At 70.8% G+C, this 21,861-nt stretch carries 26 protein-coding genes; 19 read left to right on the top strand and 7 right to left on the bottom strand.

What is annotated here, in order from left to right; all coding sequences use genetic code 11:
* Window positions 1-225: 225 nt before the first annotated feature.
* Complete coding sequence (locus ABD292_RS15810) at window positions 226-3,069, top strand: AfsR/SARP family transcriptional regulator (RefSeq protein WP_344207989.1); 2,844 nt, start codon at window positions 226-228, stop codon at window positions 3,067-3,069.
* Here the strand turns inward: ABD292_RS15810 and ABD292_RS15805 are convergent.
* On the bottom strand, window positions 2,963-3,466 hold the full coding sequence (locus ABD292_RS15805; RefSeq protein WP_344207988.1) for a GNAT family N-acetyltransferase: 504 nt from the start codon (window positions 3,464-3,466) through the stop codon (window positions 2,963-2,965). The genes ABD292_RS15810 and ABD292_RS15805 overlap by 107 nt on opposite strands.
* Window positions 3,467-3,606: 140 nt before the next feature.
* Between ABD292_RS15805 and ABD292_RS15800 the strand changes: the two genes are divergently transcribed.
* The 10 genes from ABD292_RS15800 (at window position 3,607) to ABD292_RS15755 (ending at window position 11,981) form a co-directional block, all read left to right on the top strand.
* Window positions 3,607-4,410, top strand: coding sequence for an SDR family NAD(P)-dependent oxidoreductase (locus tag ABD292_RS15800; RefSeq protein ID WP_344207986.1), 804 nt, complete (start codon window positions 3,607-3,609; stop codon window positions 4,408-4,410).
* Between the two features lie 26 nt (window positions 4,411-4,436).
* Window positions 4,437-5,177: a phosphotransferase family protein gene (locus ABD292_RS15795; protein WP_344207985.1), complete on the top strand. Its 741-nt coding sequence runs from the start codon at window positions 4,437-4,439 to the stop codon at window positions 5,175-5,177.
* The gene (locus tag ABD292_RS15790; protein ID WP_344207984.1) at window positions 5,174-5,908 is read left to right on the top strand and encodes a Type 1 glutamine amidotransferase-like domain-containing protein; all 735 of its coding nucleotides are present in this window, start codon (window positions 5,174-5,176) and stop codon (window positions 5,906-5,908) included. The genes ABD292_RS15795 and ABD292_RS15790 overlap by 4 nt, the downstream gene beginning before the upstream one ends.
* A 52-nt stretch (window positions 5,909-5,960) precedes the next feature.
* A complete protein-coding gene (locus ABD292_RS15785) occupies window positions 5,961-6,998 on the top strand; it encodes an ABC transporter substrate-binding protein (protein ID WP_344207983.1) in 1,038 nt (345 codons plus the stop codon).
* Between the two features lie 77 nt (window positions 6,999-7,075).
* On the top strand, window positions 7,076-7,411 hold the full coding sequence (locus ABD292_RS15780) for a YciI family protein (protein WP_344207982.1): 336 nt from the start codon (window positions 7,076-7,078) through the stop codon (window positions 7,409-7,411).
* The gene (locus ABD292_RS15775) at window positions 7,408-8,643 is read left to right on the top strand and encodes an RNA polymerase sigma factor (protein WP_344207981.1); all 1,236 of its coding nucleotides are present in this window, start codon (window positions 7,408-7,410) and stop codon (window positions 8,641-8,643) included. The genes ABD292_RS15780 and ABD292_RS15775 overlap by 4 nt, the downstream gene beginning before the upstream one ends.
* 2 nt (window positions 8,644-8,645) lie before the next feature.
* Window positions 8,646-9,809, top strand: a complete 1,164-nt coding sequence (locus ABD292_RS15770) for a sensor histidine kinase (RefSeq protein WP_344207980.1) — start codon at window positions 8,646-8,648, stop codon at window positions 9,807-9,809.
* Entirely contained in the window at window positions 9,797-10,450 is a 654-nt protein-coding gene (locus tag ABD292_RS15765; protein WP_344207979.1) for a response regulator, read from the top strand. The genes ABD292_RS15770 and ABD292_RS15765 overlap by 13 nt, the downstream gene beginning before the upstream one ends.
* A gap of 72 nt (window positions 10,451-10,522) precedes the next feature.
* The gene (locus ABD292_RS15760; protein ID WP_344207978.1) at window positions 10,523-11,224 is read left to right on the top strand and encodes a hypothetical protein; all 702 of its coding nucleotides are present in this window, start codon (window positions 10,523-10,525) and stop codon (window positions 11,222-11,224) included.
* A 55-nt stretch (window positions 11,225-11,279) separates the two neighbouring features.
* On the top strand, window positions 11,280-11,981 hold the full coding sequence (locus ABD292_RS15755) for a nucleotidyltransferase domain-containing protein (protein WP_344207977.1): 702 nt from the start codon (window positions 11,280-11,282) through the stop codon (window positions 11,979-11,981).
* Here the strand turns inward: ABD292_RS15755 and ABD292_RS15750 are convergent.
* Entirely contained in the window at window positions 11,947-12,711 is a 765-nt protein-coding gene (locus ABD292_RS15750; protein ID WP_344207976.1) for an MBL fold metallo-hydrolase, read from the bottom strand. The genes ABD292_RS15755 and ABD292_RS15750 overlap by 35 nt on opposite strands.
* A 107-nt stretch (window positions 12,712-12,818) precedes the next feature.
* Between ABD292_RS15750 and ABD292_RS15745 the strand changes: the two genes are divergently transcribed.
* Entirely contained in the window at window positions 12,819-13,373 is a 555-nt protein-coding gene (locus tag ABD292_RS15745) for an EF-hand domain-containing protein (protein WP_344207975.1), read from the top strand.
* Here the strand turns inward: ABD292_RS15745 and ABD292_RS15740 are convergent.
* Window positions 13,349-13,927, bottom strand: coding sequence for a hypothetical protein (locus ABD292_RS15740; protein ID WP_344207974.1), 579 nt, complete (start codon window positions 13,925-13,927; stop codon window positions 13,349-13,351). The two genes, ABD292_RS15745 and ABD292_RS15740, sit on opposite strands and share 25 nt — an antisense overlap.
* 88 nt (window positions 13,928-14,015) lie before the next feature.
* Between ABD292_RS15740 and ABD292_RS15735 the strand changes: the two genes are divergently transcribed.
* The 5 genes from ABD292_RS15735 to ABD292_RS15715 all read left to right on the top strand — a co-directional run bounded on the left by ABD292_RS15735 (window position 14,016) and on the right by ABD292_RS15715 (window position 17,493).
* Window positions 14,016-14,672 (top strand): TetR/AcrR family transcriptional regulator, encoded by a 657-nt coding sequence (locus ABD292_RS15735; RefSeq protein ID WP_344207973.1) that lies wholly within the window; start codon window positions 14,016-14,018, stop codon window positions 14,670-14,672.
* Window positions 14,660-14,950, top strand: a complete 291-nt coding sequence (locus ABD292_RS15730) for a DUF6204 family protein (RefSeq protein ID WP_344207972.1) — start codon at window positions 14,660-14,662, stop codon at window positions 14,948-14,950. The genes ABD292_RS15735 and ABD292_RS15730 overlap by 13 nt, the downstream gene beginning before the upstream one ends.
* Window positions 14,951-15,023: 73 nt before the next feature.
* Entirely contained in the window at window positions 15,024-16,496 is a 1,473-nt protein-coding gene (locus tag ABD292_RS15725; RefSeq protein ID WP_344207971.1) for an AAA family ATPase, read from the top strand.
* The gene (locus ABD292_RS15720) at window positions 16,493-16,732 is read left to right on the top strand and encodes a hypothetical protein (protein WP_344207970.1); all 240 of its coding nucleotides are present in this window, start codon (window positions 16,493-16,495) and stop codon (window positions 16,730-16,732) included. Before ABD292_RS15725 ends, ABD292_RS15720 begins: the two co-directional genes overlap by 4 nt.
* Window positions 16,733-16,797: 65 nt before the next feature.
* Complete coding sequence (locus tag ABD292_RS15715; protein WP_344207969.1) at window positions 16,798-17,493, top strand: hypothetical protein; 696 nt, start codon at window positions 16,798-16,800, stop codon at window positions 17,491-17,493.
* Window positions 17,494-17,500: 7 nt separating this feature from the next.
* Here ABD292_RS15715 and ABD292_RS15710 read toward each other — a convergent pair whose 3' ends face one another.
* Window positions 17,501-17,980 (bottom strand): hypothetical protein, encoded by a 480-nt coding sequence (locus tag ABD292_RS15710; RefSeq protein ID WP_344207968.1) that lies wholly within the window; start codon window positions 17,978-17,980, stop codon window positions 17,501-17,503.
* A gap of 305 nt (window positions 17,981-18,285) precedes the next feature.
* On the opposite strand from ABD292_RS15710, the gene ABD292_RS15705 reads away from it, so the two are divergent.
* Window positions 18,286-18,819, top strand: coding sequence for an SMI1/KNR4 family protein (locus tag ABD292_RS15705; protein WP_344207967.1), 534 nt, complete (start codon window positions 18,286-18,288; stop codon window positions 18,817-18,819).
* A gap of 153 nt (window positions 18,820-18,972) precedes the next feature.
* Window positions 18,973-19,596, top strand: a complete 624-nt coding sequence (locus ABD292_RS15700) for a hypothetical protein (protein WP_344207966.1) — start codon at window positions 18,973-18,975, stop codon at window positions 19,594-19,596.
* A 91-nt stretch (window positions 19,597-19,687) separates the two neighbouring features.
* On the opposite strand, the gene ABD292_RS15695 is transcribed toward ABD292_RS15700, so the two are convergent.
* From ABD292_RS15695 to ABD292_RS15685, 3 genes are all read right to left on the bottom strand, one after another.
* Window positions 19,688-20,293, bottom strand: coding sequence for a hypothetical protein (locus ABD292_RS15695; protein WP_344207965.1), 606 nt, complete (start codon window positions 20,291-20,293; stop codon window positions 19,688-19,690).
* Window positions 20,294-20,439: 146 nt separating this feature from the next.
* Window positions 20,440-20,964, bottom strand: coding sequence for a GNAT family N-acetyltransferase (locus tag ABD292_RS15690; protein WP_344207964.1), 525 nt, complete (start codon window positions 20,962-20,964; stop codon window positions 20,440-20,442).
* Window positions 20,965-21,345: 381 nt separating this feature from the next.
* The gene (locus ABD292_RS15685; RefSeq protein ID WP_425565126.1) at window positions 21,346-21,663 is read right to left on the bottom strand and encodes an SCO4402 family protein; all 318 of its coding nucleotides are present in this window, start codon (window positions 21,661-21,663) and stop codon (window positions 21,346-21,348) included.
* Window positions 21,664-21,861 lie beyond the last annotated feature (198 nt).

The raw sequence follows: 21,861 nt of genomic DNA, 5'->3' as shown, positions 1-21,861 counted from the left end.
CTCACGTGGCGGGGTTCTGGGTGGCCTTGACGGACTCGACCTTCTTGACCTTGATCTCCATGACGTTCCTCCTCGTGAGGGTTGTGCGGCCGGGTGCGCCGCTCGTGACCAGAGTGCTTCCTGGTACTGAAATGGCGCTTACTTTCGGCTGAGTCGGCGGTTAGGCTGCCGAGTAATGATCATTGGCGGCACGCTCCCGCGGCCGGGAACAGGAGGCAAGGACGGGTGACGAGGGAGGGCGTCGAGTTCCGCCTGCTGGGTCCGGTGGGGGTGTGGGACGCGGGGCGGCTCCTCGGTCCGTCCACCGCGCAGCAGCGCACCGTCCTCGCCATGCTGCTGCTCGAACCGGGACGCCCGGTGCAGGTCGCGCGGCTGGAGACGGCGCTGTGGGGCGCCGAACCGCCCGAGTCCTCCCGTAACGCCATCCAGGGCCACATCTCCCGGCTGCGCCGGCTGCTGGCCCCGTTCCCCGAGGCGGCGCTGACCACCTCGGCGCGCGGCTACTGCCTGACCGTCGCGCGCGAGCGCGTCGATCTGCACCGCTTCCGCGACCTGGTGCGCGAGGCCGGCGGCGAGCCGGAGCCCGAGCGCGCCGCCGGCCTGCTGCGCGCCGCGCTCGCGCTCTGGCAGGGCGCGCCGCTCGCGGACGCCGCCGGCCGGTGGCTGCCCGACGCCGTCGTGCCGGGCCTGGAGGAGGAACGGCTCACGGCGCTGGAACGGCGGGCCGCGCTCGACCTGCGGCAGGGCCGCCACCAGGAGGTCGCCACCGAGCTGGCGGCGCTGCTCGGCGAGCATCCGCTGCGCGAGCGGCTGGTGTCCCTGCTGATGACGGCGTTGCTGCGCGGCGACCGGCGGACCGAGGCGCTCGCCGTCTTCCGCCGCGTACGCCGGCACTTCGCCGAGGACCTGGGCATCGAGCCGGGGGAGGAGCTGCAACGGCTGCACCAGGCGATCCTCGCCGGCCACGAGGCCCCGGCCGCGAGCGTTGCCGAAGTGCCGGCCGCGTTCGCCGTCCCCCGGCACCTGCCGCCCGACACCGAGCTGTTCACCGCCCGCGAGGAGGAACTGGCCGCCCTCGACCGGATGACGCTCCCGCCCGGCGGCTCCCCGGTGCTCGCGCCCTGCGTGATCACCGGCACCGGCGGCGTCGGCAAGACCACGCTGGCCGTGCACTGGGGACACCGCGTCCGCGACCGCTTCCCCGACGGCCAGCTCTACGTGAACCTGCACGGCTTCGGCCCCACGCACGGCGTGCGCTCGCCCGCCGAGGCGGTGCGGCTGTTCCTGGACGCGCTCCAGGTGCCGCCGCAGCACATCCCCGCCACGCTGGAGGCCCGGGTCGGGCTCTACCGCAGCCTGCTCGCCGAGCGCCGCATGCTCATCCTGCTCGACAACGCCCTCGACTCCGACCAGGTGCGCCCGCTGCTGCCCGGCGCGCCCGGCTGCCTGGCCCTGATCACCAGCCGCGCCGAGCTGACCGGTCTGGTCGCCGCGGAGGGCGCGCGTACGCTGTCGCTCGGGCTGTTCTCGCCCGCCCAGTCGCGTGAGCTGCTGACGCGCCGGCTCGGCGTGGACAAGGTGGGCGCCGAGCCGCGGGCCGTGGACGACATCGTCTCCCGGTGCGCCGGGCTGCCGCTGGCGCTCGCCATCGTGGCGGCGCGGGCGAACGAGCGTCCGGCGTTCCCGCTCGGCACCCTCGTCTCCGACCTCGCCGGCGAAGGCGATTTCTCTGAGGACCTGGACGTGTTCGACGGAGGCGACGCCGCGACGAACATGCGTACCGTCCTCTCCTGGTCCTACCGCGCGCTCAGCCCCGACGCCGCCCGCCTGTTCCGCCTGCGCGGCCTGCTGCCGGCCCCGGAGATCTCCACCGCCGCGGCCGCCAGCCTGGCCGGCATCCCCGTGCAGCGGGCCCGCCGCCTGCTGACCGAGCTGACCAGGGCCAACCTCGCCACCGAACGCACCCCGGGCCGCTACGGCTGGCACGACCTGCTGCGCGCGTACGCGGAGGAGCTGACCCGCCTGCACGACTCCGCGGCCGAGCGCCGCGAGGCCCTGCACCGGCTGCTCGACCACTACCTGCACAGCGCCCGCGTCGGCGACCGGCTGCTCGACCTGCTGCACCGCGTGCCGCTCGCGCCGCCGCCGCCCCGCCCCGGCGTGGTCCTGGCGCGCATCACCGACCGGGCGCAGAGCCAGGCGTGGTTCGCCCAGGAGCACCGGACGCTGCTCGCCGCGATCCGGCACGCCGCCCGCTCCGGGTTCGACGGCCACGCCTGGCAGCTGGCCGGCGCCTGCTGGGGCTTCCTGTCGCAGGACGGGCGCTCCGACGACCAGGCGGCGATGTTCGCGATCGCGGTGGAGTCGGCGTCCCGGCTGGGCGACCGGGCCGCCGAGGCCCACGCCCGTGTCGGGCTCGCCCACGCCTTCACCCGGCTGGGCCGCGACGAGGACGGCGAGGCGCACCTGCGCCGGGCCCGCGAGCTGTTCGCGGGCCTCGCCGACCCGGCCGGCGAGGCCCGGTGCCTCATCTACCTCAGCGTCCTGAAGGACCGCCACGACCAGTACGCCGAAGGGCTGGCCCTCAGCGAGGAGGCGCTGCGGCTCTGCCGGGCGGCCGGCGACCGGGCGGGCGAGGGCCGGGTGCTCAACAACATCGGCTGGTTCCACGCCCAGCTGGGGTCGTACGAGGAGGCGCTGCGCCGCTGCGAGGAGGCGCTCGCCATCCACCGCGAGCTGACCGACCTGCCCGGCGAGTCCGCCACCCTCGACAGCATGGGCCACATCCACCACCTGCTCGGCCAGTACGAGGAGGCGATCGCCTACTACCGCCGGTCCCTCGCCTGGCGGGGTGGCGGCAAGCGCGCGCTCGGCGCCCGCACCCTGCGCCGCCTCGGCGAGGCCCAGCTCGCCGCGGGCCGGCTGGGCGAGGGCGGCGAGACGCTGCGTCAGGCCCTCGCCCTCATCTCGGAGCTGGCTCCTGGGGATGCCGAAGCCCTTCGCGCCCGCGTCGCCTCGCTGCCGGACGCACCAGGTACACATCCACCGCGTCCGCACGCTCGAACGTGAACCCGTGCCGCTCGTACAGCCGGCGCGCCGCACTGCCCCGCAACACGTTCAGCCGGACGACCGCGTCCTCGCGGTCGCATCGCTCCAGCAGCTCCCGCAGCACCGCGGAGCCGATTCCCCTGCCCTGCGCGCGCGGGTCCAGGTAGAAGTGCTCCAGCCAGTAGCCGCTCCGGCCGTCGTCGCCGGCCGGCCGCAGCGCGACACAGCCGGCGAAGACCCCGCCGACCTCTATCACCCAGGTGTGCGCCGGGAGGAAGGCGTCGCGCAGCCGCTGACGCACCCGATGCTCGTCGTAGCGGCCGAGCCTTTCGAGATCCGCCCGCATCACCACGGCCCGCAACTCGGCCACGGCCTCCACGTCCGCCGCCGAAGCCTGCCGAACAGCCCAATCCACCACAAATCGCGATGCTACCGCCCTTGCTGCGGATGGCAGGTCCGAAATCAGCGGCAATTGTCAGTCTGAATCGCGCCAGCCTTATTCGTACGGCGGCTCATAACGTATTGAGCGCACAGCCGATCGAAATAGGGAAAAACATTATGGACCTTCAGCTTTCCGGCCGGATCGCCATTGTCACCGGCGCTTCCAAGGGCATCGGCCTGGCCGTCACCCGTACGCTCCTCGCCGAAGGCGCCCGCGTCGTGGCCGCGTCGCGGAAAAGCACGCCCGAACTGGAGGCGCTCGCCGGCGACCTGGTCCACGTCCCTGCCGACCTGATGGACCCCGAGGTCCCCGGGCAGCTCGTGGCGAGGGCCGTGGCCGAGTTCGGCGGGCTCGACATCCTGGTCAACAACGCGGGCGGGCCGCCGCCCGGCGTGGCGCTGCCGCGCTTCGGGTTCCTGACCCCGACGGACGAGGACTGGCGGGTGATGTTCGAGTTCAACCTGTTCGCGGTCGTACGGGCGGTCCGGGCGGCCGTTCCGGCGATGCTGGCCCGTGGCGGAGGGTCGATCGTCAACGTGTCCTCGGGCAACGCCCGCATGCCCGCCCCCATGAACGTCGACTACAACGCCGCCAAGGCGGGACTCAACACCCTGACCAAGGCACTGTCCGAGGAGTTCGCGCCCCAGGGCGTCCGGGTGAACACCGTGTCCCCCGGCCCGGTCCGTACGGCGTGGTGGACGGAGAGCGGCGGCGCGGCGGACATCATCGCCGCCCAGGCCGGCACCGACCGCGACACCGTGATCACCCAGGTCGCGCCCGAGATGATGAAGCTGTCGACCGGCCGGCTGGTCGAGCCGCAGGAGATCGCCGACGTGGTCGCCCTGCTCGCCTCACCCCGCTCGGCCAGCACGACCGGCGCGGACTTCGCCGTCGACGCGGGCTTCCTCAAGCAGGTCTGACCACCGCGGATGCGATGATGGCGGGCGTGGAGGAGATCGAGGTCGTCGTCGCCCACAAGGAGCGCGCCACCCTGCGCGTCGGCGACGTGTTCCTGAAGATCGACGCCGATCGGGGGCGCGCCGACGCCGAGGTCGAGGCGATGGCGGCGGCGCCCGTCCCGACCCCGGAGATCCTGTGGCGCAGGCCGCCCGTGCTCGCCCTCGCCGCCCTCCGCGGCACGGCACTCGGCCGCCTCGGCGAGCCGTCGCCCGCGTCGCCGGCGGCGTGGGCCGCGGCGGGCGCCGCCGCGCGGAGGCTGCACGACGCGCCGCTGCCGCCGTGGCCGGGCCGGAGCCTCGACGCGATCGCCGCGGACCTCGACGCCCAGTGCGCGTGGCTGGTCGCGAACGACGTCCTCCCCGGCCGGGTGGTCACGCGCAACCGCCGGATCGCCGAGGCCGCGTTACGGCCGTGGACGCCGGTGTTCGCGCACGGCGACCTCCAGGTCACCCACGTGTTCGTGGACGGCGACGAGGTCACCGGGGTGCTCGACTGGTCCGAGGCGGGCCGCGGCGACGCCCTGTTCGACCTCGCCACCCTGACGCTCGGGCACCAGGAACGGCTCGGCGACGTCGTCGCCGGTTACGGCGCCGACGTGGACCTCGACGTGATCCGCGCGTGGTGGTCGCTGCGCAGCCTGCGGGCAATCCGCTGGCTGAGCGAGCACGGCTTCGACCCCCGGCCCGAGATCGCCGTGCTGGAGGGCTGCGAGGACACGTGTCCATGACCAGGGAGCCGCAGATTCTGGCCTGCTCCGGGGTGCTGAACCCGCCCGAAGGGTTCCGGCACGTCGGCGTGCAGATATGGCAGGCGAGACAGCTCGCCGGGGTCCGTAGGCCACGCATGTGCCTCATCCCCACGGCGGTGGGCGACGCGCGGGAGCACGTCGACGGCTGGCTGGCGCGGGCGGCGACGTTCGGCGACGCGGAGCTGTCGCATCTCCGGCTGTTCACGCAGCCGAACGTCAAGGACGTACGGGCGCATCTGCTCGCCCAGGACGTGATCTTCGTGTCCGGCGGCAGCGTGGTGAACCTGCTGGCGGTCTGGCGCGCGCACCGGCTCGACGCGATCCTCCGCGAATGCTGGGAGAAGGGCGTCGTGCTGGCCGGCCAGAGCGCGGGCAGCCTGTGCTGGCACGCGGGAGGCGTGACCGACTCCTTCGGCGACGACCTGGACGCTCTCGCGGACGGCCTGGGATTCCTGCCGTTCAGCAACGGCGTCCACGACGACCTGGGCGACCAGCCCCGGCGGTCCCGGTTCCGCGAGGCCGTGGGAGCCGGGACGCTGCCGGCCGGGTACGCCACGGAGGACGGCGTCGCCCTCCACTACGTGGGCGACCGGCTGCACGAGGTCGTGAGCGTGCTCCCCGACAGGAACGCCTGGTTCGTCGAGGCCGACGGCGCGGGCGGGAGCGGGGAGACGGCTCTGCCCGCCCGCCGCTGGGTCCCCGCCGGCTGACGCGGGCCGGGATCGCTACGCTGGTCGTCATGGGCTCGGAAGACCTGCACGCATGAACGGCTCGTCCGTCCGGATCGGCGTCCTCGCGCCGCTGACCCCGCCCGGCTGGGACCAGGCGGGCCGCCACCTGCTCGCCGGGGCCGAGCTCGCCGTCCGCGAGGTCAACGACGCGGGCGGGATCGCAGGAAAGCCGCTCGAACTGCTGGTACGCGACACCGCCGCCGATCCGCGCAGGGCGGAGGCGGCCGTGGACGAACTCGCCCGGCTGGGCGTGGCCGCGCTGGCGGGGGAGTACCACAGCGTCGTCGCCCGTGCCGCCGCCGCCCGCGCCCACGCCCTCGGCCTGCCGTTCCTCTGCTCGTCGGCGGTGCTCGACGCGCTCACCGACGAGCCGGCCGAACAGGTCGCGCGCCTCGCCCCGGCGCAGTCCCACGGCTGGCGGATCTACGCGGACTTCCTCCTCGGCGCGGGCCACACCAGGATCGCCGTGGCCGCCGACCCGAGCGTCTACTGGGCGTCCGGCACGCGCATCCTGCGGGACCACCTCGGCGAGGTCATCGAGCTCGACATGAGCGCCCCGGTGTGCGACGCGCTCGCCGGCAGCCGCGCGACCGCCCTCCTCCTCCTGGTCGGCCACCCTGAGCCGGCGGTGTCGATCGTCAGGGCGGTACGCCGCGACCCCCGCCTCGCCGGGATCACGATGGGCGCTCCGGCCGGACAGCCGGAGTTCGCCGCGTGGGAGGCGGCGCTGGGCGAGGACGGCGCCGGGATCCCGTTCCTGCGCTACCTGCCCGAGCGGCTCGGCCCGCTCGGCGCGCGGGTCGCGGCGGCCCTCCGCGAGCGGCTGCCGGAACCGCCGTCCTTCGTGGCCTTCGAGGGGTACGACACGATCGCCGTGCTCGCCGAAGCGCTGCGCACCGGCGGCGGCGGCGCGGCCTGGCCGGACGTCGCGGTCGAAGGCACCCGGGGGACGATCGCGTTCTCCCGCGTGCCGGGCATCGGCGTCTGGCAGTGGTCGTGGCCGCCGGTCCAGGTCGTCGACCGCGACCCGGCGCGACCCGATCGCCTCCGGGTCCTGCACACCGGCTGAGGAGAAATTTTCGCGGCACCTGTCCGGAACCGGCTCGGCCGTACGTCATCAGGGTGAAGCCGACCAAGGAGAGCGTGATGAAGTACATGATGTTCGTCTGCACCGACACCGAGCCCGACACCGACACCGCCGCCTACCCCGACATCGACGTGTGGGTGGCCGAGCGGGACGCGGCCGGGCAGCGGCTGCAGGGGATGCAGCTGGCGCCGGAGACCGCGGCGACCACCGTCCGGGTCCGCAACGGTGAGCTGCTGGTGTCCGACGGTCCGTTCACCGAGACGAAGGAGATCATCGTCGGGTTCGACCTGCTGGAGTGCGCCGACCTCGACGAGGCGATCGAGGTCGCGCGGGCGCATCCGATGGCGCGCGGCGGCCGGTTGGAGCTCCGGCCGGTGGCCGACTTCGAGCAGTGACCGCACCCGAACGGAGACATCCCGCCGACGCGGCCGTCACGGAGGCGGCCGCGGAGGCGTACACGCGGATCGTCGCGGCGCTCATCCGGATCACCGGCGACTGGACGCTCGCCGAGGACTGCGCGCAGGAGGCGCTGGCCCAGGCGTTGTCGCGGTGGCCGGAGAGCGGCGTACCCGACAATCCGGGCGGCTGGCTGATGACCGTGGCCCGCAACCGCGCGCTCGACCAGCTGCGGCGGGCGGCCGTCGAACGCCGCAAACTGCGCGAGCTGGCCGTGCTGGCGCTGACCGCGGCCACCGGCGGACCCGCGCCGGAGGAGGGGCAGGACGTCGTGGACGACCGGCTGCGCCTGATCTTCACCTGCTGCCATCCGGCGCTGGCGATGGAGGCCAGGGTGGCGCTGACGCTCCGGACGATCTGCGCGGTGCCCACGCGGGACGTCGCGCGGGCGTTCCTGGTCAGCGAGTCCGCCATGACCCGCCGGCTGACCCGGGCGAAGACGAAGATCGCCGAAGCCCGCATCCCCTACCGGGTGCCGAGCGGGCCCGCGCTGGCCGAGCGGCTGCCGGGCGTGCTCGCGGTGCTCTACCTGCTGTTCACCACCGGCTACGACGCCGACGGTGAGCCCGCGTTCGCGGCCGAGGCGATCCGGCTGGCCAGGCTGCTCGCCGGTCTGGTGCCCGGCGAGGGCGAGCCGCGCGCCCTGCTGGCCCTCTTCCTGCTGCAGAACTCCCGGCGCGACGCCCGCCGCGACGCCGCCGGCGAGCTCGTCCCGCTCGACCGGCAGGACCGTGCCCGCTGGGACCGCGCCGCCATCGCCGAGGCGACCGGCCTGCTGCGCGACCTGCGGCACACCGGCCCGTACGTGCTGCAGGCCAGGATCGCCGCCTGCCATGCCGACTCCCGGGCGACCGGCGACGCCGACTGGCCGGCCGTCGCCCGCCTCTACGACCGGCTCGCCGCCCTCCAGCCGAACCCGGTCGTCGAGCTCAACCGGGCGGTCGCCCACGGCTACGCGTACGGCCCGCGCGCGGGGCTGGCCGTGCTCGCCGAGGCGCGTACCGGCGGCGCGCTGGACGGTTATCCGCTCGCCCTGGCCGCCGAGGCCGATCTCACCGCGCGCGCCGGTGACCGTGCCAGGGCCGCCGGCCTGTTCCGCGAGGCCGCCGCGCGGACGCACAGCGAGGCGGAGCGGCGGGCGCTGCTGACCCGCGCGGATGAGGTCGTCTGATCGTGCGCACCTCGACCGCTTTGGAGGCTTTCGCCCGGCGGCCGCTCTCCTTCCTCCGCTCGGTCTGGCCCTGGCGGTCGCTCGCGTACCTGCTGGCGAGCGTCGTGCCCGGGATCGCCGTCGCCGCCGCCGCGGTCACGGTGTCCCTCGTGGGGCCGGCGCCGCTGACGGCCGTCGCCGGGCTCGTCGCCGTGGCGGCGCTGACCCCGCTCGTGGCGAGGTTCGAGTGGTGGCGGCTGCGGCTCGTGGACCTCGCCCCGCCGGCCAGGAAGAGCGGCCTGTCGCGGCGGGAGGCGGTGCTGGGCGTGGTCTGCCTGCTCGCGCTCTGGTGGATCGACCTGGTGGTGGCCGGGTTCGCCGTGGCGGGTCCCGTGGTGCTGATCCTGTCGCCCGTCCTGCAACCTCTGGAGGGGGACGGGGACCTCGCGGCGGCCGTGGCCGTCTCCGGGGCTGGGCTGCTGCTGCTTCCCGTGGCCGCGTACGTCCTGACGGCCTGGGCCGGGGCGCGCGGAGCCGTGACCAGGGCGCTGATCGCGCCGGACGAGCTGGCCGAGGTGCTGCGCTCGCGGGCCCGGCTGCTGGAGTCGTTCGAGGCCGAACGCCGCAGGATCGAACGTGACCTGCACGACGGCGCCCAGCAGCGGCTGGTCGCGTTGAGCATGCGGCTGGGCCTCGCCCGGCTCGACCTCCCGCCGGACTCCCCGGTCGCAGAAGAGCTGGCCGAGGCGCACGAGGAGGCCCAGCGCGCCCTCGCCGAGCTGCGCGAGCTGATCCGCGGCGTGCACCCGCAGGTGCTCACCGACCGGGGGCTCGCCGCCGCCGTACGGGACGTGGCCGGGCGGTCCCCCGTGCCGGTCGAGGTGGACGTCCGCCTCCCGCGACTGCCCGGCGCCGTCGAGACGACCGCGTACTACGTCGTGGCCGAGGCCCTCGCGAACGTCGCCAGGCACAGCCGGGCGACCCGGGCGCGCGTACACGGCCGCCTGACCGGTGAGGTGCTCGTCGTGGAGGTCAGGGACGACGGCGTCGGCGGCGCCGATCCGGCGCGCGGCACCGGCATGGCGGGCCTGGCCGACCGGGTGGCGGCGGTGGGCGGCAGACTGGCGCTGTCGAGCCCGGCGGGCGGGCCGACGACGATGAGCGTGGAGATTCCGTGCGCGTGGTGATCGCCGAAGACGCCGTCCTCCTCCGGGAGGGCCTGGTCAGCCTGCTCGAACGCTTCGGCCACACGGTCGTCGCCGCGGTCGCGGACGCCACCGCGCTGACCGCCGCCGTGGACGAGCACGAGCCGGACATCGCGGTCATCGACGTACGCATGCCGCCGACCTTCACCGACGAGGGGCTGCGGGCCGCGCTCACGCTGCGCGCGGCCCGGCCGGAGCTGGCCGTGCTGGTGCTCAGCCAGTACGTCGAGCAGACGTACGCGGCCGAGCTACTGGCCTCCGGCCGCGGCGCCGGAGTCGGCTACCTGCTGAAGGAACGCATCGGGAAGGTCACCGAGTTCGCCGACGCGCTGGTCCAGGTCGCGGGCGGCGCGACCGTGGTCGACCCCGAGGTGGTGCGGCAACTGCTGAGCAGGAACCGCGACCCGCTGGACCGCCTCACGCCCAGGGAACGCGAAGTGCTCGCCCTGATCGCCGAAGGTCGGTCGAACGCGTCGATAGCGCGGGCGCTGTTCGTGACGGACGCGGCGGTCGCCAAGCACATCGCCGCCATCTTCACCAAGCTCGGCCTCCCGCCGACCGTGGACGGGCACCGCCGCGTGCTCGCGGTCCTCGCCTATCTGCAGGCCGAACCGGGATGGTAGTGCCAGGTCCACCCTGAAGGCTCGCCCGTGCGCCAATGCGCCGGCGCGGGCGGCACCGGTTGGATCGACGGCATGACCTTCCCCTCCGTTGATTTCCCCGGCCGTTGGGCCGAGGCGGCCGGGCTGCTCCTCGGGCCGGTGCTGATGCTCGCCGGCGTCCTGCTCCGCGCCGGCACGGACGACTTCTTCCCCGCCCAGCTCGCCGCCTTCGCCGCCGGCCCGGCCAGGATGAGCCTGTCGTACGGGGCCTTCGCCGCCGGGAACGTGCTGCTGTGGCCGGCGGTCATCGCCCTGGTCCGGCGCGTGTGGCCGGCGCAGCCGAGGTGGGCGCTGTGGGGCGGGACGCTCGTCCTGCTCGGGCTGTTCGCCAGGACCTTCCACGCCGGGGTCGGCCATCTCGCCTTCCAGCTCGTGGACGTCCAAGGGGTGCGGACGGCGCAGCAGGCCGTCGCCGACTCCTACGGCGCGTTCCACGTGTTCCAGCCGCTGTCGTTCGCGATCTTCTTCGGGTGGATCGTGCTGGCCGTGGGAACGTGGCGAGCGGGCGTCCTCGGACCCGTCCGGTCCGTGGCCCTGGCGTCGATGAGCGCCCTGCCGCTCGGCGTGCTCAAGGGCACCGGGCCGATGTCCGTCGTCGCCACCGCCGGCCTGTGCGTGGCCCTGGTCCCGCTGGGGCTGCGGGTCCTCAGGGACGGTCCGGCCCCACGGTGGTGGGCCTACCCGCTGGGGCTCGCCCTGGGCGGCGCGGCGGTCCTCCTGGGCCTGGCCGGCTGAAAACCGCGTGCGCCGCCGGGGTGATCACGTCCATGCTGATGGCTGGAGGACCACTATGACCGCGAAAGTGTTACTCGCCGGGATTGTCGGCTCGACCGCGTACGGACTGGCCGGGCCGGGCAGCGACGTGGACCGGCTCGGCGTCTACGCCGCCCCCACGCTCGACCTGGTCGGCCTGACCCGTCCCAAGGAAAGCTTGGTCTCCACCGGCCCGGACCGGACGCTGCACGAGGTGGGCAAGTGGTGCGCGCTCGCGCTGGGCGGCAACCCGACCGTCATGGAGCTGCTGTGGCTGCCGGACGACCTGTACGAGACCCGTACGCCGCTCGGCGACGAGCTCATCGCGATCAGGGACGCGTTCCTCTCGGCGCCGCGCGTCCGCGACGCCTATCTGGGCTACGCCACCCAGCAGTTCCGCCGGCTCGAACAGCGCGGCGACGGCTCGTTCTCGGCCGACACCCGTAAGCGCACCGCCAAGCACGCCCGGCACCTCGCCCGCCTCCTGCACCAGGGCCGCGAACTGTACGAGACCGGGCACCTCCCCATCCGCCTGCCCGACCCCGAGGCCGTCCGCGCGTTCGGCGAGCGGGTCGCCGGCGGAGACACCGAGGCGGCGCGGGCCCTGCTGACGTCCACGGAGAAGTCCTTCGACACCGCGCCCACCCCGCTGCCCGCGCAGCCCCGCCGCGCGGTGGTGGAGGAATGGCTGCGGCAGGTCCGCGTCATTCACTGGAGTCCGCCCGCGTACCGACCGTGACCTTGAGGTCTTCTTCGGCGGCCAGCACGTCACCGCCGAACGCGCGCCGGGCCGCGGCCACGGCGGCGTCCCGGTCGTTGCCCGGCCAGAAGTGGGTGAGCATCAGCCGCCGCGCGCCCGCCCGTGCGGCCCAGTAACCGGCCTCGGCGGAGGTCAGGAGGTTGCGCGGGGAGCGACCGGTCTCGCCGTCCCGGTCGGTGGCCTCGACGATGAACAGGTCGGCGCCGCGGCCCAGCTCGGCGAGCGCCGGAGTGGGGCCGGTGTCCCCGGAGTAGGCCAAGGCGACCCCGCCGGCCTCCAGGCGGATCCCCGCATTGGGCACGTAGTGGGGGAGCGACAGCCCTGTCAGCTCGAAGGGGCCCACCCTGTGGCTTCCTGGCAGCGGACGCACGTCGAAGACCGCGCGCAGGTCGACGTCGGGCTCCAGGCCGCCGAGCCGGTCGAGCACGCCGGGCGGGCAGTACAACGGCACCTTGGGCGCACCGTGGCCGCCGCCGTAGAACCGCATCCGGAACAGCCCGTGCAGGTCGATGCAGTGATCAGGGTGCTCGTGGGTGATGACGACGGCGTCCACCGCGCCGTCCGGCCAGTGCGCGAGCAGCCGGGGCAGCGTGGCGTAACCGAGGTCGAGTACCAGGCGGTAGCCGTCCCAGTCCACCGCGAAACCGCTGCAGGCACGGCCTGGCTCGGGGAAGGCGCCACAACTGCCGAGCACGGTGACTTGTCGCATCCGCCCAGATTGTCATGACCGACGCGACAGATCCGTCACTCACCTGGCTATGGTCACGGTCGGTGGCGGCTCGACAGCATGGAGTCTCCCGAAGAGCGGAGGCGGAAGTGGCCAGTGAGTTCCAGCGGAGAAAGGTCGGCGGAGTCTTCCGGGCGATGGACGTGGACGGCGACGGCCGGCTGACCCAGGCCGACTTCCAGGCGCTGGCGCGCCGCTGGACGGCCGTCGCGGGCTCCGCCGACCCGGAGCGGCTGGCCTCCGTCATGACCGGTTGGTGGCCGGTGCTCAAGGCCGCCTCCACCGGTGACGACGGGGTCTCCCTCGACGAGGTGCTCCGCGTCGTGGACGGGCTCGGCGACCTGACCGACGCCGTCTCCGGCACCGCCGACGCGATGTTCGAGGCCATCGACCTCGACGGCGACGGCCTCATCTCCCGTTCGGAGTACGGCGCGCTCATCGCGACGTGGAGCGGGACGCCCTCGGCGACCGACGAGATCTTCCCGCGCCTCGACCTGGACGGCGACGGCCACCTCACCCGTGACGAGTTCCGCGTCCACTGGACCGAGTTCTGGGCCGGCGACGACCCGGACGCCCCCGGAACCTACGTGTTCGGCGCCCTGACGGAACAGCCCCCGGCTCACCAGGAGGGGTCATACCTGTAGCTGTACCAATGGCCTGTCAGGTGGGTGTAGTGGCCGTCGCCGTCCGTGTACTCACCGGGCTCGCCGGAGGGCAGCCAGAGGAAGCCCCTGCCGTCGGGCAGGAACGGGTCTCGCACGGCGAACTCCACCCCGCCCTCTCCTGTGGAGTCGTTCTCGTGCCGGGTTCCGTCGCACGCGTGGTACAGGCCGGCCCATTGGCACGGTTGTTCATGGCCGGGGTTCTCGTTCACGGCTTTGACGTAGGCTTCCATGCCCGGCTCGGAGATCGTGAAGCGGACCCAGGACGGCGCCCCGGTGGCGAGGGCGAGCAGGACGACGGCGGAGATGTAGCACGGCATGAGCGAGCGGGTGAAGACGCCGTCCGGCACTGTTCCCTTGTGGTCGGCCCAGGCCATCCGCATCGCCCAGTAGGTGAGCAGGAGAAAGCCGGCGGGGAGCCCGTACAGGAACGCGTCGAGTTTCGACCAGGAGGGGTGGCTGGCCCCGGCCAGGAGCGCGGCCGCCGCGGCCGAGAAGACGACCAGGAAGGGTAATCCGGGCGGCTTGTTGATCACCGCCTCACCCTAGCCCCGTGGTCGGCCGACGACCACGGGGAGCAAATTGCAGTCGACTCCAACTATGGAGTCTGGTTAAAGTTTCCTCATGTCTTCCGAGGGACTACGGGAACGCAAGAAACGCGAGACCCGGCGGCACATCAGGGAGACCGCCATCGCGCTGTTCGTCGAGCGGGGTTTCGAGCACGTGACGATCGCCGAGGTCGCCGCCGCCGCCGGGGTGTCGGCCAACACGATCTACAACTACTTCGAGACGAAGGAGAACCTCGTCCTGCCGCCCGACGAGGCGTCCCCTCAGAGGCTCGCCGACATGGTGCGCGGCCGCCGGCCCGGCGAGGCCGCCGCGCCGGCCGTGCTGCGCACCCTGCGCGACGAGGTGCGGCGCCGAGACCCCAGCCTGGGCCTGACCGACGGCTTCGGCCGCGTCTTCGAGATGATGCGGGCCGCGCCCACGCTGACGGCCCGGCTTGAGGACCTCGGCCGGCAGATGACCGACGCGCTCGCCGCCGTACTCGCCGAGGAGACCGGCGCCGCACCCACGGCCCCGCTGCCCCGCGTGGTGGCCTGGCAGCTCGGCGCCCTGCACGCACTCGTGTACACGGAGATCGGCAGGCGCACGACCCTCGGGGAGGGGCCCGGCGCCATCGCCGCCGCCGTCCTCGACATCCTCGACACCGCCGAGGAGCTGCTCGGCGGCCACATCCTCACGTACGCCGCCAGAAGGGACCCCCAGTGTTCAGAGTGATCATCTCCGGCAGGTTCGGCGACCTCGACGAGGCCGGCCGCGCCGCCGTGCTCGCCGCGTCCGAGGTGGCCTTCACCGAGCGCGGCGCCTTCACCCACGACGGCACCCTGTCGGCGTTCACCTTCCGCTGCCAGGTGCCGGCCGGCCCGGACGACGACGAGCAGGCCGCCACCCGGCGCGCTTTCGCGGCACTCGACGCGTACGGGCAGGCGTACGACGTCCTGCGTGTGGCGGTGACCGACATGCGCGACATCAAGGTCCGCCGACGTCCCGCCTAGCCTTATTGTCATCGGATTGGTCGGCTATTAGGAGTACACTTTTAAGGACTGTACTCCTAATAAGAAGGCCACCATGTTGTTGCCGCGGCCATCGGACATGTTCGACCGTGAGTGGGAATGGGAGCAACTCTCGCGGTTCGTCGTCAACGACGCCCAGGGTGCCACGCTCGGCGTGGTCTCCGGACGACGTCGGCAGGGCAAGACGTTCCTGCTGGAAGCCGTATGCGAAGCGACCGGCGGCTTCTACTACGCCGCCACCGAGGCCGTGCCTAGGGCGGAAGCACTGCGTCAACTAGGGGAGGCCGTCTCCGCCTTCGCCGGGACGCCGGGACGGGTCAGGTTCGAAAATTGGGAGGAGGCGATCGACGGCCTCCTCTCACTGGGCGCAGAGGGGACCGTCCCTGTCGTCCTGGACGAGTTCCCCTACCTGGTGCGCGACGCCAAGGACCTGCCGTCGGTCATTCAGAAGGCGCTGTCGCCACGCCGTGAGCAGCGGAGGATGTCCAGGGCGCGTCTGCTGCTGTGCGGTTCGTCGCTCTCCTTCATGGGCGGTCTGCTCTCCGGCCAAGCGCCGCTGCGTGGGCGGGCGGGGCTGGAACTGGTCGTGCCCACCTTCAACTTTCGGCTCGCCGCCGAGTTCTGGGGACTGGCGGCCGAGCCCAGGTTGGCGGCCCTGGTCTACTTCGTCGTCGGCGGCACTCCCGCCTACCGCACCGAGTATCTGGCCGGGGCCACTCCGGCCGGCTTGGCCGACTTCGACCGCTGGGTCATCGAGTACGTTCTCAACCCGGCCAGTCCCCTTTTCCGCGAGGTGCGTTTCCTGCTCGCCGAGGACCCGGCGCTGCGCGACACCGGGCTGTACCACACGGTGCTCGCCGCGGTCGCCGAGGGCAACGCGACCCGCAGCGGCATCGCGAGCAGAATCGAACGCAAGGCCGTCGACATCTCGCACCACCTGACCGTGCTGGAGGACGCCGGCCTCCTGGTGGCCGACCCGGACGCCTTCCGACGGAACCGCTCCGAGTACCGGATCACTGAACCGCTGGTGCGCTTCTATCACGCGATCATGCGCCCCTACTGGACCCAGCTGGAACGAGTGAGGCAGGGGCGCACCGAGCGGATCTGGCGTGCGGCCCAGCCCCGCTTCCGCAGCAACGTGGCGGGACCGGTGTACGAGCGAATGTGCCGGGTGTGGTGCGAGGACTTCGCGTCCGAGGAGACGCTGGGCGGTATGGCCGGCAGCGTCCAGTCCGGGGTGGTGCACGACGCCGCCACCCGCACGGGCCACGAGGTGGACGTCGCCGTCTGTGGCCCTGACGGAGCCCTATTGGCCATCGGAGAGGCCAAATGGGGGGACGTCGTGGGGCTCGGGCACTTGGAACGGCTGGAACGAGTGGCGGCGCTACTCGCGGCCAGAGGCGAGACGCCGGGGAGGCTGCTGCTGTTCAGCGGGACGGGGTTCATGCCGGCGCTGCAGGAGGCCGCGGCGCGCAGCGGTGGGCGGGTGCAGCTGGTGGGATTGGAGCGGTTGTACGCAGGTTCGTGACCGTTATCGGACCGGGAGAAATCCGCGGCGCGCAGCGCGAATCGGTCGGGCCGGTCGACGTCGTCAACGTCCCAGCACGGATCACAAGTGACCAGGTCACCGGTCACAATCTGCTGCGCACGTCACGGACAGGCGTCATACTGTTGCTTGCGGTCATCGCCGTTCTCCTTCTTGGAATCGTTGCTACGAAGGATCACGCGATGACCGCTCTCCCTTCACAGCGCCAAACCCGCTGACCAGTCCCAAGCATTCGATCCCGGCGTATGACATGAGCCGTGCCGGGTCTGGCACGCTGACCGTCATGGGAACTGGTGCGGCAGCTCTGGGGCTCGTGGAGGTCACGTCGGCGTTGGAGGCAACTCTCACCGCCTTGACCACGGCAGGGGCCGACCCGGCGTACCGCGTGGGCGGCACCGGCGCGGCCCTGCTGCAAGGCGTACGGCTGCCTGTCGGGGATCTCGACCTCCTGGTGGCCCGGCGCAAGGACGTGGACGCGTTCGCCGCCGCTCTCTCGTCCTTCCCGTGCCTCTACACGCCATCCTGGCTGCCCGAGAGCGCGCAGTATTTCACCCGCTACGAGGTGAACGGCGTTCACGTGGAGATCAGCACGGTCGAGAGGGAGACCGACTCCGACGCCATGGAGTGCATCGGCCGCGGCCCCTGGCAGCACTACGTCCTGATCGCATGCGGCCCCTACCAGGTTCCCGCCGTACGCCTTGAATTGCGGCTGGCCACTGAGCTCCTACGAGACCGCCCCGACCGGTACGAACCGCTCCTCGACCACCTGGCCACGCACGGCTACGACGCGGATCTGCTGGACAGGGCCATGACCGCGTACGCTCTGCCGACGGAACGCCGACGCTTGGCCCACAACCGCCTCGACGACGCCCGCCCCTCGCCTCGACCGCTCTCGCCGCCAATCGTCAGTGGGGAAACCCCGGCGGCTGAACACTCACCACGCTCGAACTGCTGCTCCGCGACACCGCGACTGGCCTGAACGACGATCAGGCTCTTGACCTCAGTCGCTGCCACCACGAAGGCTTGATGACACGGGCCGCTGTCCCGCGTGGCGCCTCGCCTGTCATGGCGTACTTGAAAAACGCCTCAAGGTCATGCTCGCCTCCGATGTTGATCCGCTTGGCGACCTTATTGTGCGGATAGCCGCGAAGTTCCCTAGGACTTTCCACAGCAGCGGCGTTCTCGTTCGTGCAGTACACCCATTTCCAGTCGCTGTTTCGGACGATCATCTCGCCCAGATACGCTCCCGCACCCATGCTCACGCTGTGGATGATTTCAGAAGACGGCTTCGAGGCGGCGAACTCGGTGCAGTAGTTGTCGAGGTGGTGAATGAACGCCGGGTCCCAGTCGAAGGAGTATCCGTCCTCGCGCGCGTGCTCAACGAAGAGCTCGGCCAAGTTCCGCATGTACTCGGAAGTCTCAGCGTCGCTCGGTGGCGGATCCTGCTGCGGGCTCCTGCCCACCATCGACTCCTAGCTCCGGTTCGGATCATCAGGCAGCTTCTCATGACACGATCTGAGAACGGAGGCCTGGCGTGACGCCACGCACCCCCGAAGGGAAAGCAGACCAGGGCCACAGGTCAAGGGTGGAGCGCGCCCCACTGGACGAACGACCCCTGCCCCGTGGCCCTGGTCTGTTCGACTTGTCCCGGGTCGATGGCGGACGGGATGAGCAGATTTCCACCTCAGCCACATACGGTGGCGATGCCCCGGAGTCGGAGGCCCCCGACGGAGACATGGTTTTGACACTCCATGTCGTTACAGTCGCCCGCGTGGCTTACGACCCGACAGCGCTCGAGCGCCTCAGTGCGCTCGTTCCCCCGCCCGCCTCACCCGTCTTGGGTGCTCGCAGTTGGGATGAGGTCTTCCGAGCTCTCGATCTCCGCCTTCCGCCCGACTACCTCGCCTTGATCGAGCGATATGGAGACTGCCAGTTCGCCCGATGGCTCTGGGTTTTCGACTTTCGGACACTCACAGACGAGCAGTTCGCTCGGATTCCAGATTGGATGGACTATTACCGAAATCTCCGGGATGACTCGCCCGAAGACTTCCGGCTCGCGATGTGGCCGGAGCCAGGTGGCTTCTTCCAGTGGGGCAGCACCATCGACGGTGACGCCATGGGCTGGATGACGGTAGGTAAGCCTGAGGAATGGCCGATCATGATTGTCGCTCGCCATCACGACGAGGATTCGCCGGTCCAGGAGACCATAACCGAGTGGCTGGTGGGCTGGGCTTCCGAGACTCGGTTCGGCAGCTGGGCATTCGATGCCAAATCTGAAGAACACCCTCTGATCTGTGAGGCATGAGACTAGGCGGAATCTCCATCTGCTTGGCCCGGGCCGGGCGCGCGCGAGAACGGCCCTCGGGGAAGGGAGAAGGGCGACCCGGATCGGTCGTCCGTTGTCGCCCTGCCTGAAGATCTTGCTTGCCTGGGTTCAGGCAGTAGGAAACACTGCATCGTGCACTCCGAAGAGCAAGCCGAACAGGTGGTCGACGAGTTGAGCTGCCGTATCTATACGGCATTGCGTGACGGCGGCCTTGAGGCCGAGCCCGTCCTCGAACTGGCCTCATGCCTGGAGGAATGGGGCATGAGCACTCCGGCAACGCAGGAGCTTCTCGGTCGCCCCGCCGCTCAGCTGACCACGGCCGATCTGACCCGCCTCGGCGAGAGCCTTCTCCGCGACAGCAATTTCGAGCCGACCTTCGCCCTCGAACCTCGCTTATGGGTGACGCTGGAGCACGCGCTAGAGATCGTGGAGCGCGATGTTCGCGCTCGAGGAATCACCGGCACGCTCCGCTTGGTCACCCATGACTGGGACAAGGGCGGCCATGTCTGGGTGATGTTCCAGGGTGGCTATCACGGCAACGGCATCCTGCCCATCATGGGAAGCGACCCTCAAACGGCGCTCGCGCAGGTCGCCGATGTCGTCCAAGAGACGATCATGGAGTTGACCTGGATAGTCTGGCCCGTCTGCGCCACGCACGATCTTGGCCTGCACGCCGGAGGGGAAAACGGGATCGTCGTTTGGCGGTGCGCCGGCGATGGAACGCATACCGTCGCTCCGGTCGGTGAACTGCCTTGATCACGTCGGCGGACACATATCGCCCGTCGGTCCAAGGAGGCGCAGGACGTCCGGATCGCTCTTCTCAACGGTGTGATGCCGAAGTGCGGGATTAGCGCAAGGGGCCAGTATGAACGTTGAGCACAAGGCCGGACAGATCATCGTAGAGTCGCCCAGTCTTGTGCCAACGCCGGCGTTCCAGGAAAGAGGCGGTGCCGTCATCTCCTTCGGGAAGAACGACAAAGCCCCGATCTCTTTGACACATGATCATTAGGCGCTGTACGGTCATTTCAATGGCCCGTGTGCCGGGAGTTGGGAAGATATTTATGAGATATTCGCCTCCGTGAAGCGAAGGTTGCGCCCATTCGTCGTAAATCGATGGACCAGTATCACCGTCGATCGGGAATCCGAAAGCCATGGCCGCTACGGATGCGCCCGGTTGATCAAAGAGTGGCGACGGTATTCTGACGCCCGGATGAACTGGCTGTACGTCTCTAAGAGGACTTAGACCCTGCGGGAGATTCCAGTGACTATAAGCGGTAGCTTCCGGTAGCGCGAGTTGACGGCGGATGCGGTCAACTGCATGAGCCGCAATCGTTTCATTCAAACTCCATGGCGCACTCGTGTAAGTAGCCGAGCAGAGTCTCGCAATCTTGCTTAGGAAGACTTCTTCGACAATAGGCCCTCGATCCAATCGGAATATCGTTCCCATGTCCATGGTGTGATGGTATACGAGGTCCAGCAGAGGGCCTAGGCAACAGGTGCGCTGCGCCCGGTGATTGCCACTAATGGCTCAGCGATCAGCCAGTGACCTTGTCTTTTCCGCGCGGCGCGCACCCTGCGCCTGCATGATCATTCCATCGCTCAGTGAATGGCCGGAGACGGATCGTTCCGCAGTCTGCTGTACATCCAGCCGTCCCGCCACTGACCGGCACGGAACTCCACCGCGCGTAGGACGCCCTCCAGCGTGAAGCCGGCCTTCACCAACGACTTCTGTTCTGCGATGTTCTCCGGGTGGGTGCTCGCTTGGATACGCTCGGCCGGAGTGTGAGTGAACAGGTAGTCGCACAGCATCGCCTGCGCACGCCAGCCGATGCCACGCCCGCGCCAGTCCGGAAGCAGGGCGATCCCTATCTCCCAGTATCGGGAGACCCCGAACCCTTGTGCCAACCAACTCATGAAGCCCGCGGTTGTGCCATCGACCTCGACGATGACCCTGCTGTCGGCCTCGCCCAGGTAACCGTCGGTGGCGTAGCGTCGCGCCGGTGCCTGCGCATCGCGGAACCCCGTCCAGTCCAGCCCGATCAATCCAGGCTCCGTGACGAAACGCCGGAACATGGCGAGATCATCCTCTGCCACCGGCCGCAGTCGTACCTCAAGCGTGCTCATCGCGCCACCTCCCTCGTGACGCGTTCGTACGCCAAGATCACGTCACTGGCCTGGACCCTACCTCGCCGGATCTCGGGCGCGGGGACATCGGGGCGGGGCTTCGCCCTTCGGCGCGACGCGCCGCGCCGCGCCAGGAGCCACCTGGCCGAACGCGATCTCGATCTCGATCTCGATGAGTGAAGCTGACCTCGATTAACGCAGCCGCGACCAAGATCGGCATCAGCACCGCGGAGCGGGTGGCCGGCCGTGTGTGCCCGTGGTTGACCCCTCGTCACCGCCTCCAATGGCACGGTGATCACCCCGGGACCTGGTGTTTCTCGCGCGACGCGCACACGCGGCCGCCTGACGCTCCAATGTGCGAGGGCGTTGCGCAGAGTTTGGTCACGAGCCGTGCTTGTCGGCGGACAAGGCCAGGTAGGCGGCGCCAGCCGAGTTCAGGACGTTGATCCACTCACGATGGTCGAGATAGGCGTTGTCCGGAGCGGTAGGGCCGAGGTCATCGAGCACGCGCAAGAGGGCATCGACCACCATCTGCACGAGGTCGGCTTCTCGTTGATCAAGGAAGAGGTGGGGAATCAGCGCTCGTGCGCCGTGTTGGTCAATGAAGGTGTCGTCGATGAGCCAGTGCACGGCAGCGGTGAGGTCCGGCCATCCTTTCCCGGATCGCCAGTGTTGGTCCTGGTAGTCCCGGGCACTCAGGGTTCTAGTGGGTTGCGTCCACGGGAGTGGTGTACGAGTTTGACCTGGTCACAGGCGTGGCGTCGTGAAATGAAGACGGCCATCGCGTGATCCTTCGAGTAGCAAGATCAAGATCGAAGGAGAACCAGGCGATGGCCGTAGACAACAGTGTGACGCCCGGGCAGTGGCTGGCGCGGCAGATCGAGACCGACGACCCGG

It is taken from the genome of Nonomuraea bangladeshensis (assembly GCF_039529455.1).
In the GTDB taxonomy this organism is placed as follows: domain Bacteria; phylum Actinomycetota; class Actinomycetes; order Streptosporangiales; family Streptosporangiaceae; genus Nonomuraea; species Nonomuraea bangladeshensis.
This window is presented reverse-complemented; position numbering and strand designations above follow the sequence as displayed.

Bases quoted from the DNA above. Each gene is read 5' to 3' on its own strand.
- ABD292_RS15695 (WP_344207965.1), bottom strand. From the start codon at position 20,293: ATGGACATGGGAACGATATTCCGATTGGATCGAGGGCCTATTGTCGAA.
- ABD292_RS15750 (WP_344207976.1), bottom strand. From the start codon at position 12,711: ATGCGACAAGTCACCGTGCTCGGCAGTTGTGGCGCCTTCCCCGAGCCA.
- ABD292_RS15725 (WP_344207971.1), top strand. From the start codon at position 15,024: ATGTTGTTGCCGCGGCCATCGGACATGTTCGACCGTGAGTGGGAATGG.
- ABD292_RS15785 (WP_344207983.1), top strand. From the start codon at position 5,961: ATGAACGGCTCGTCCGTCCGGATCGGCGTCCTCGCGCCGCTGACCCCG.
- ABD292_RS15710 (WP_344207968.1), bottom strand. From the start codon at position 17,980: ATGGTGGGCAGGAGCCCGCAGCAGGATCCGCCACCGAGCGACGCTGAG.
- ABD292_RS15800 (WP_344207986.1), top strand. From the start codon at position 3,607: ATGGACCTTCAGCTTTCCGGCCGGATCGCCATTGTCACCGGCGCTTCC.
- ABD292_RS15715 (WP_344207969.1), top strand. From the start codon at position 16,798: ATGGGAACTGGTGCGGCAGCTCTGGGGCTCGTGGAGGTCACGTCGGCG.
- ABD292_RS15790 (WP_344207984.1), top strand. From the start codon at position 5,174: ATGACCAGGGAGCCGCAGATTCTGGCCTGCTCCGGGGTGCTGAACCCG.
- ABD292_RS15735 (WP_344207973.1), top strand. From the start codon at position 14,016: ATGTCTTCCGAGGGACTACGGGAACGCAAGAAACGCGAGACCCGGCGG.
- ABD292_RS15690 (WP_344207964.1), bottom strand. From the start codon at position 20,964: ATGAGCACGCTTGAGGTACGACTGCGGCCGGTGGCAGAGGATGATCTC.
- ABD292_RS15760 (WP_344207978.1), top strand. From the start codon at position 10,523: ATGACCTTCCCCTCCGTTGATTTCCCCGGCCGTTGGGCCGAGGCGGCC.
- ABD292_RS15780 (WP_344207982.1), top strand. From the start codon at position 7,076: ATGAAGTACATGATGTTCGTCTGCACCGACACCGAGCCCGACACCGAC.
- ABD292_RS15755 (WP_344207977.1), top strand. From the start codon at position 11,280: ATGACCGCGAAAGTGTTACTCGCCGGGATTGTCGGCTCGACCGCGTAC.